Source organism: Pontibacter pamirensis (assembly GCF_010015475.1).
Classification (GTDB): Bacteria; Bacteroidota; Bacteroidia; order Cytophagales; family Hymenobacteraceae; genus Pontibacter; species Pontibacter pamirensis.
The window spans coordinates 196,011-205,017 of record NZ_SSNI01000007.1 but is presented as its reverse complement, the minus strand read 5'-3'; the positions used below and the strand labels follow the sequence as shown (position 1 = coordinate 205,017).

7 protein-coding genes are annotated in these 9,007 nt (G+C 48.6%); 6 read left to right on the top strand and 1 reads right to left on the bottom strand.

The window, feature by feature from the left end; translation table 11 throughout:
* The coding region (locus E1919_RS08780; RefSeq protein WP_162052977.1) for a transposase at positions 1-241 on the bottom strand (241 nt) is incomplete at its 3' end.
* A gap of 428 nt (positions 242-669) precedes the next feature.
* Between E1919_RS08780 and E1919_RS08775 the strand changes: the two genes are divergently transcribed.
* From E1919_RS08775 to E1919_RS08750, 6 genes are all read left to right on the top strand, one after another.
* Entirely contained in the window at positions 670-3,840 is a 3,171-nt protein-coding gene (locus E1919_RS08775; RefSeq protein ID WP_162052976.1) for a PVC-type heme-binding CxxCH protein, read from the top strand.
* Positions 3,841-3,885: 45 nt separating this feature from the next.
* Complete coding sequence (locus tag E1919_RS08770; RefSeq protein WP_162052975.1) at positions 3,886-4,785, top strand: ThuA domain-containing protein; 900 nt, start codon at positions 3,886-3,888, stop codon at positions 4,783-4,785.
* Between the two features lie 139 nt (positions 4,786-4,924).
* Entirely contained in the window at positions 4,925-5,806 is an 882-nt protein-coding gene (locus E1919_RS08765) for a sugar phosphate isomerase/epimerase family protein (RefSeq protein WP_162052974.1), read from the top strand.
* 29 nt (positions 5,807-5,835) lie between these two features.
* Positions 5,836-6,663 (top strand): sugar phosphate isomerase/epimerase family protein, encoded by an 828-nt coding sequence (locus tag E1919_RS08760; protein ID WP_162052973.1) that lies wholly within the window; start codon positions 5,836-5,838, stop codon positions 6,661-6,663.
* 9 nt (positions 6,664-6,672) lie between these two features.
* Positions 6,673-7,476: an alpha/beta fold hydrolase gene (locus tag E1919_RS08755; protein WP_162052972.1), complete on the top strand. Its 804-nt coding sequence runs from the start codon at positions 6,673-6,675 to the stop codon at positions 7,474-7,476.
* 170 nt (positions 7,477-7,646) lie between these two features.
* Positions 7,647-8,888: an MFS transporter gene (locus tag E1919_RS08750; RefSeq protein WP_162052971.1), complete on the top strand. Its 1,242-nt coding sequence runs from the start codon at positions 7,647-7,649 to the stop codon at positions 8,886-8,888.
* Positions 8,889-9,007: the final 119 nt, after the last annotated feature.

The window sequence follows — 9,007 nt, the reverse complement described above, 5'->3', positions numbered from 1 at the left end:
GCGAGATGTTCAGCCTTTCCAGTGTGCCGTCCGCTTTCCACCTGCTGAAGTAGTAGTACACCAACTGCCACTTGGGAAAGAGTTCCGTCGGCAGGTTGCGCCATTGGTTGCCAAGGCGAAGACACCAAAAGATGGCGTCGGCAATAACCCTTAGCGAGTGTTTGCGTTTCCGATGGATGGGCAGTGATTCCTTCACAATGTCCCATTGCGAGTCAGTGAGTCTCTTGTATTGAGATTGCATAAGCTTTTGAGTTTGGTTACCCATTGCTTACGCACTGACTCGCTCTTTTTTGCTAATCCTCTAAATTTAAACATGCTCTTAAGTAATATAAGCGATAGGAAGAAGATAAAAAACCGTTATCTCTTCCGAATCGGAAATCACCTGCAAATTTTCTGTAGTGTCGTTCCTCAGGTCAGTCAACAGAATAGTACACAGATGCTGCCCACGAATCTTAAACAAAATCTCTTGAAGAGCTGAACTTCCTGCATGAGTTGGACCGTGGAAAGTGCGCTTTAAAGAAGCGGTATGGGAAGAATCTTGGCACAAACTAAGCTTAGTTTAAGACTACGCTGAACGTCAGCCTTTTATTTAATCAGGACAGTTCAGGATAGTTTGTTTAACTAAGCATATTACTTTATCTTGAACTAAGGAACATTCCAGCAGTAGATATGAAAGGGAATATCAAAGTAATGCTTAGAACCTTAGGTGTAATAGTAATTGCGGTATTCACATTTCAGTTTACCCAGATAAACTCGCCTGCACTAAAGATTCAAAAAGGAGATCACATTGTCCTGATTGGGAACAACCTGGGTTCCAGGATGATGAACTACGGTCATTTCGAAACCGAAATGCACCTCCGGTACCCGGACAGCCTGCTTTATATCCGAAACATGAGCGACGGTGGAAACACCCCCGGATTCAGGCCGCATGCCAGCCGGGTGTCGCCGTGGGCATTTCCGGGTGCTGAGAAGTTCCAGACCGAACTTGCTAAAGACTCAGGAAGTGAAGGGCACTTCGAAACGGAGGATGAATGGCTCACCCGACTCGGGGCAGACATCATCATCGCTTTCTTTGGGTATAACGAATCTTTTCAGGGAGAACAAGGGCTGGAGAACTATAAAGCAGAGCTCGATGCCTTCATCAAACATACTTTAAGCCAAAACTACAACGGCGATTCGTCCACACAGCTTGCAATCGTGTCTCCCATTGCCTTCGAGGATCTGTCAAAGCAGTATGACCTTCCGGATGGTAAGCAGGAAAACGCAAACCTGGCGCTCTACGCAGCGGCCATGAAAGAAGTGGCCGCTACAAACAAAGTGCATTTTATCGATGCCTATACGCCCTCCAAAGAATGGTTTAACAAGAGTAAAGAGCCGCTAACAATAGATGGTTCGCAGCTAAACGATGCTGGTTATGCCAGGTTTGCGAAGCTACTCGCAGACAGAACTTTTGGCAAGGCTGCTACTAAGGCAGAAAAGCATCGTGCCTTCGTTCGGGCTGCTGTGCTGGAGAAAAACTGGATGTGGCACAATGATTTCAAAATCCCGAACGGTGTGCATGTGTACGGCAGGCGTTATAACCCCTTTGGGCCAGACAACTATCCAGCGGAGATAGCCAAAATCCGTGAAATGACGGCAATAAGAGATGAGGCCGTCTGGCGGGCGGTAAAAGGAGAAAAAATGAATATAGCCGCGGCAGATCAGAAAACAAGTAAGCTGCCGCCGGTAAAAACCAACTACGACCCGGAGCAAAATGGAAGTACAGCATACCTGTATGGGCAGGATGCGCTTACCGAACTGCATGTTGCACCAGGCTATAAGATAGAGCTCTTCGCTTCTGAAAAAGAATTTGCCGACTTAGCCAATCCCGTTCAGTTGTCCTTCGATAACAGAGGCCGCCTCTGGGTGGCGACCATGCCAAGTTACCCCCACTATAAGCCGGGTGATGCGAAACCAAACGATAAGCTCATCATACTGGAAGACACAGACGGTGACGGAAAAGCCGACAAGCAAACAACTTTTGCGGATGGTCTGCACATTCCGGTTGGTTTTGAGCTGGCACCGGAAGGCGTTTATATTTCGCAAGGCACCAACCTGATGCTCTATACAGATACGAACGGCGACGACAAGGCAGATAAAAAGGAAATTCTTTTGAGTGGTTTTGATGATCACGACACGCATCATGCCCATAGTGCCTACACCGCAGATCCCTCAGGTGCCATTTACATGGGCGAGGGCGTTTTCCTGCATACCAATGTGGAAACTTCTTACGGTCCGGTTCGTGCCACAAACGGAGGCTTTTACCGCTACAATCCGCAACGGCGTCAGCTTGAAAGGACTGCTCAACTCTCCATTCCAAATCCTTGGGGCATTGCCTTTGATGAATGGGGCCAGAACATCTTTGCGGAAACCTCCAGCCCGGATGTGCGCTGGATGATGCCCGGAACAGTGAAGCCAAGGTATGGCGAAGCTACCCATAAATCAGCGCAGTTAGTGGAAGAGAAGCACAGGGTACGTCCTACCTCCGGTTTGGAATTTATATCCAGCCGACACTTCCCCGACAATGTGCAGGGAGATTTCCTTATCAACAACACCATCGGCTTTCTGGGTATGAAACAACACACGCTGGTAGACGATGGTACCGGCTATAAGAGCCAACACCGCCAGGACCTTGTGTGGGGAGACGACAGGAACTTTCGCCCGGTGGATATGGAGTTTGCCCCGGATGGCTCTCTTTACCTTGTGGATTGGCACAATGTGCTCATTGGTCACATGCAGCACAACGCCCGCGATCCACTCCGCGACCACGTGCATGGCCGTATTTACCGCATCACGTACCCGTCACGGCCTCTGGTTCAGCCGGCCAAAGTGGCAGGGGCAAGCATCAACCAACTTCTGGATAACCTGAAGCTTCCTGAATACAGGACCCGCTACCGCACCCGCCGCGAACTGCGCGGGCGTAAAGCTTCTGAGGTGCTTTCTCATCTAAATACCTGGGTTGCTAAGCTTGATAAAAACGATCCCCAATATGAACACCATTTACTGGAAGCGCTGTGGGTAAGCTGGGGCCTCAACCAGGTAAATGAGCCGCTGCTGCGCCAGTTACTGCAGGCAAAGGATTACCGTGCCCGGGCTGCGGCTGTGCGCGTGCTGCGTTATACGGGGCATCAGGTCACTGATCAGCCGGAATTACTTATGCAGGCTGCCCGGGATGAGCATGGGCGTGTGCGCCTGGAAGCAATCGTGGCAGCCTCCTGGCTGGACAAGGAAAAGGGGCTGCCCATTGTGGTAGAAGCCGGTAAGAAGCCGCTCGATGAGTGGATGGTGCATGCCCATGAAACAGCGCTGGCGCATCTCAATGACCGCTCAGTAAAAGATGAAAAAGAGGCGATTGTAAAGACTGATCTGAAAGGAACTGAACAGGCGCTGTACATCAAAGGAAAAGCAATCTATGCCCGCGAAGGCTTCTGCGGGACCTGCCACCAACCCGATGGCAAAGGCCTTACTGCAGCTGGCTTTCCGCCCCTTGCCAAAACAAAGTGGGTAACTGGCAACGACGAACGCCTGATCAAAATTGTGCTAAAAGGTTTGCATGGCCCTATTGAAGTGCTTGGCAAAGAATACCCGGGGCAAGTGCCGATGACGCCTTTCGGAGGGATGCTTCAGGACGAAGAAGTAGCGGCCGTATTAACCTACGTGCGAAATTCCTTTGGAAATAAAGCGTCTGCCGTTTCTCCTGAGAAGGTGAAAGAAGTACGGGAGGCCACGAAAGGCAAGACAGGCTTCTATTCACCTGAAGAGTTGCTCAAGCAGCATCCGCTGGAGGTAGAAGTGCAATAGCCTTTAATCTAAATATTTTTAACAAGATTTATTTTATAGTTGCTCATGAAGAACTTAAAGTATATATATATTCTGTGCCTGTTAGTGCTGTGTATTTTCTATGGTTGTGCGCAATCAACATCCGTTTCAGACGCTCAAAAACCACTAGCCGAAGAACCATTACCTGAAAAGCCACTTGTAGTATTTGTTACCGGCGACCATGAGTACAGCAGCGAAGGAACAATGCCGCTCATTGCTGCTGAGCTGGAAAAGAATTATGGGTTCCGCACCATCGTCCTTAAGTCTTCTCCCGATTATACTTCAGAAGAGAACATTCCGGGATTGGAGGCATTGAATGATGCAGATCTGGCCGTGTTTTTTCTGCGTTGGCGCCGGCTTCCCGCTGACCAGGTGAAGTATATTGAAGACTACCTGAAAACCGGTAAACCAGTAGTAGGCTTCCGGACCACGACACATGCCTTCAATTATCCGAAAGGGCATGAACTGGAAAAATGGAATGCCTTTGGAGAGCTTGCCTTTAACTCACCTCCAGGCTGGGGTGGCAAAGCCAATCATACCCACTATGGCCACGAGTCCAGTACGGATGTGACAGTTATTCCCGAGGCTGGTGATAACCCTATTCTGACTGGTGTCGATGAAAATTTTCACGCTACATCCTGGTTATATACAGCCCTGCCTGACTATCCATCAAGAGGTTCTGACTGGCTATTGATGGGGCATGCTGTAAACCCCGATAAAGAGGCCATCGATCACCCGGTAGCCTGGACGGGCACAAATGCCTATGGTGGTAAATTATTCATGACCACTTTGGGCCATCCCGCGGATTTTGAACTGGAACCCTTTCAGCGCCTGGTGATCAATGCCATCCATTGGGGGGCAGGTAAACCAGTGCCCCAGCAATGGGCAGGGAAAATAGAAATGAACGTTCCATACCATGGCCTCTAAAACCAATGTGGGGCAATGGTGGAAAAGCCTTATAGTTCTCTTGTGAAAGCAGTAGTTCTGGTGTTTCCTTTAAATGCTAATGATGCAAGCGCTATACTTTTAGTTACAACATGCTCTTATAACAACTCAATGAATCGGAATGAATAAAATAGGGTTTAACGTACTGGCCTGGTCGGCAGTAGTATCAGATGAGCTAATGCCTATCATTGATAGATTGAAAGGTATCGGTTACGATGGCTTTGAGTGCCTGATAGGTTCGCCAGACAAAGCTGCTTACCAACGTATTGGTGAGCATGTCAGAAGTCTGGGCATGGAAGCAACCTGTGTTTTTGTAGTAGGGAAGGACGAAAGTCCTATCAGTGAGGATGCGGCAGTAAGAGCAAAAGGGCTGGACCGTATTAAATGGGCGATAGACCGTGCCCACGCTATGCAAGCCAAGGTAGTTTGCGGTCCCTTCCACTCGGCGCATGCCGTTTTTGCGCACCATGCGCCCCAGGATCAGGAATACGGCCGGGGTGCCGAAGTACTACATGCAGCAGGGGAGTATGCCGCACAAGCTAATATCACGTTGGCATTGGAAGCGCTCAACCGATTTGAGTGTTATCTGTGCAATACCATGGAGCAGCTTTCCCGGTTGTTGAAAGCTGCTGATCATCCCAACGTAAGGGCTATGTTCGACACCCACCACGCCAACATTGAAGAAAAAAAAATAGCAGGGGCCATTCAAACCATAGCACCTCTGCTGGCGCATGTCCACATCAGTGAAAACGACCGCGGTACACCCGGCGATGGCCATGTGAATTTCGATGAAGCCTTTTCGGCATTAGCTAAAATAAACTACTCTGGCTGGCTCACTATTGAGGCATTTTCCCGAAACGATCCTGATTTCGCAAATTCCATTGGGGTATGGCGCGAATATTCCAGGCCATGGGATATTGCGGAAGATGGATTCAGATTTATCAAGCAGATGTGCCAGAAGCATGGGCTTGATGAGCAGGTGAGCGTAAATCAAGCTCTTTAGTTATTCTAAAATTAAATGCAATTTTTGATATGACGCAGCAAAATTCGTTTCGCTTTGGCTCCGAAGTGTATACCTGGTTCATGAACAATGACGGGGAAACCTATAAAGGCCAGTTAGGGCACATGATAGAAGTGATTGCCAAAGCCGGCTTTTCCGGCATCCAACCTATCTATTCCTGGATGGGGGAGTTGAGTGACGCAGACCGGCTGGAAGCTAAACTAAAAGAGCAGGGAATAGAACTGGCGGCTCTTTCCCTGGCGATGGATTGGAATGGAGCAGAGGAATCGGAAAAAGAACGTGCTGAAGCAGATCAGGCTATTAGTTTGTTGCAGCGTTTCCCGGGTGCTATACTTTGTACGGTGCAGAAGCCAACCGGCAGGCACGACCTGGTTTCACGCCGCCGTAACCTGGTGAACATCGTGAACAGCATATCCAGACGAGCCATGGAAAAAGGAGTGCCATGTAGCTTTCACCCTAATTCGCCCCATACTTCCATCACCCGTACCGAAGAAGATTATCGTGTTATTCTGGAAACATTGGATAGCACTGCTACCGGCTGGACGCCTGATGTTGGTCACATCATCAACGGGGGCATGGATCCGCTTGAGAAGATGAAAGAATACGCCTCCCTGATCAACCATATGCATTACAAAGACTGGGATGGGGCACCGGAGTTCACTTTGATGGGCAAAGGAAAAGTGGATCTCCTGGCTATTACGCAATGGCTCAAAGACCAGGAATACAAGGGATGGATAATTTGTGAGGATGAAGGAAAAGAAGCACTGGAAGATCCGGATGCTGTAACACTGCACGATGGCCGTTGGATTAGGGAAGAGTTAGTGCCAAAACTAATATAACCCAGTGCTATGCCATTAATAAACGCGAACGGAATTGACCTGTACTATGAAGAACGCGGCTCCGGAGAACCACTGTTACTAATCATGGGCATCACGGCTCCCGGATCTGTCTGGGAGCAGCATGCGGCGTATTGGGAGAAGGATTTCAGGTGCATTCTGATCGATAATCGTGGCGTAGGGCGTTCAGCCAAACCTGCCGGACCTTATACTTCCGCGCAAATGGCGGATGATTGCGCTGGTCTGCTGGAGGCACTTCAGATACAGGAAGCACGGGTGGTCGGCTGTTCTATGGGAAGCATTATTGCGCAGCAACTGGTGCTGCGCAATCCGGAGAAAGTGCGTTCATTTGTGTTGATGTGTACCTGGGCCCGTTGCGATAATAAGGCGAAAGCAGTATTTCAGCATATGATGCACTGCAAAGCCAGGTTCAGGCCGGAAGAGTTTGCCTTATTTATACAGTTGCTTATTTACTCAAAAGCCTCATGGGATGATCCTGTCATGTTTGCTGAACTGGAAGAAGGACGTGAACAGGCTGCCGTTGAGCCGCACCCCCAGCCGCTGCATGGTTTGGAAGGACAGGCTGCTGCCTGTATGACCCATGATGTGCTGGACGATCTAAGTAGAATAGAAGTGCCTGCCCTGGTGATAGGTGGGATGGAGGATAACTTTACACCTCCATGGATGGCGAAAGAAGTGGCCGGGGCCATACCTCATGCCAAACTGCATCTGTATCAAAATTCCGGACATGCGTTTCACTGGGAAAATTTAGATGATTTTAACCCTTTAGTTAGAGATTGGCTACTCAATCACTAAGCGTGTATAAAAATCAGGCTTTATATTTGAATTTATTTTCTGTCGCAGTATCTTGGAAAACATAGTGAAACCCGGTTTCCATGGGAGCGATGGAAAAAAGAGCCATATGTAGCTTTCAACTTGATTCGCCTAAATACATCCACCTTTAAAACTTCTAAACTCAATATCCAATGAACGACAACATTAACAAAAATGCCTTGTTTTACGCGAGTTGCCTTGCGCTCATCACTACAGGCTTTACCTTTTCTATCAGAGCAGGAATTCTCCCCCAGTTAGGTGCACAATTTGGTCTGTCTGCCGAGCAACTGGGGTTTATCAACTCTATGTGGTTTTTGGGTTTCCCTATCTCTATGGTCATTGGGGGATTAGTTTACCACTCGGTTGGTCCTAAAATTATCATGAACGTGGCTTTCGTATGCCACGCATTGGGAATTTTATTAACCATATATGCGGGGGGATATACCACTTTACTCGTTTCAACGCTTCTGATTGGTATTGCGAACGGATGTACTGAAGCGGCCTGTAACCCCATGATTGCAGACATGTACTCTGGTGTGAAGATGAACAAAATGCTCAACAGGTTTCACATGTGGTTTCCTGGGGGTATCCTGCTTGGAGCCCTTATCTCCAAGTTCATGACCGTTTTAGGGTTCTCTTGGGAAGCACAGATGTGGGTAATATTGGTGCCAGCCGTTGCCTACGCTTTCTTGTTTTTTGGAAAAACCTTCCCAAGACCACAAGTGGAAGAAGCCACCTCTATTTTGTCAAACCTAAAATCGATGATAAGCCCGTTATATATATTCCTGCTTGTATGCATGGCATTTACGGCTATCACGGAATTTGGACCTGGCCAGTGGGTAGAAATTATCCTGGGTAGCAGCGGAGCAGATCCTATGCTGATCTTAGCCCTGACCGCCGGGTTGGTGGCTGTCTTAAGATTCTTTGCCGGGCCTGTTGTCGCCACATTGGGCCAGACAGGTGTTTTGCTCGGAGGTGCGATCTTTTCAGCAATTGGCATCTACATGTTCAGTACCGTAACAGGAGCTATGGCCTATGTGGCAGCCATCATTTTTGCCCTGGGATATGGCTATTTCTGGCCAGTTATGGTGGGGGCCGTAGCACAGCGTGTTCCTCTGAGCAGTGCCCTGGGTATGTCCATCATTGGTGCAGTGGGTATGTTTTCTTCCTCTATTTTTCAGCCTATCATAGGAAGCTGGATTGATGGCTCTATGGCTGAGTATACAGCTCAGGGACTTGCAGGAGATGCCCTGCAACTGGCCGCAGGGCAGGATACCCTGCAAAAGATGATTGCCTTCCCTGCCATTCTGATCGTGCTGTTTACCATTCTGTTCTTCTGGCAAAAGAATTCCAAGAAGACTGAAAAAATACCGCAGGCAGTTACGACTCATTAAAAAACCGGCAGTACTGTCAGCGCCATTGAAAAAGGTGCGTTGCTCCCTATCATGCAGGAAGCAACGCACCTTTTCTTTTTTGCTGCTTTCGCAAGCATCAGATAATACCGATACCAGTT

What these genes read in the sequence shown, in the direction of transcription:
- E1919_RS08775 (WP_162052976.1), top strand. Translation starts at nt 670, where the DNA reads ATGAAAGGGAATATCAAAGTAATGCTTAGAACCTTAGGTGTAATAGTA.
- E1919_RS08770 (WP_162052975.1), top strand. Translation starts at nt 3,886, where the DNA reads ATGAAGAACTTAAAGTATATATATATTCTGTGCCTGTTAGTGCTGTGT.
- E1919_RS08765 (WP_162052974.1), top strand. Translation starts at nt 4,925, where the DNA reads ATGAATAAAATAGGGTTTAACGTACTGGCCTGGTCGGCAGTAGTATCA.
- E1919_RS08760 (WP_162052973.1), top strand. Translation starts at nt 5,836, where the DNA reads ATGACGCAGCAAAATTCGTTTCGCTTTGGCTCCGAAGTGTATACCTGG.
- E1919_RS08755 (WP_162052972.1), top strand. Translation starts at nt 6,673, where the DNA reads ATGCCATTAATAAACGCGAACGGAATTGACCTGTACTATGAAGAACGC.
- E1919_RS08750 (WP_162052971.1), top strand. Translation starts at nt 7,647, where the DNA reads ATGAACGACAACATTAACAAAAATGCCTTGTTTTACGCGAGTTGCCTT.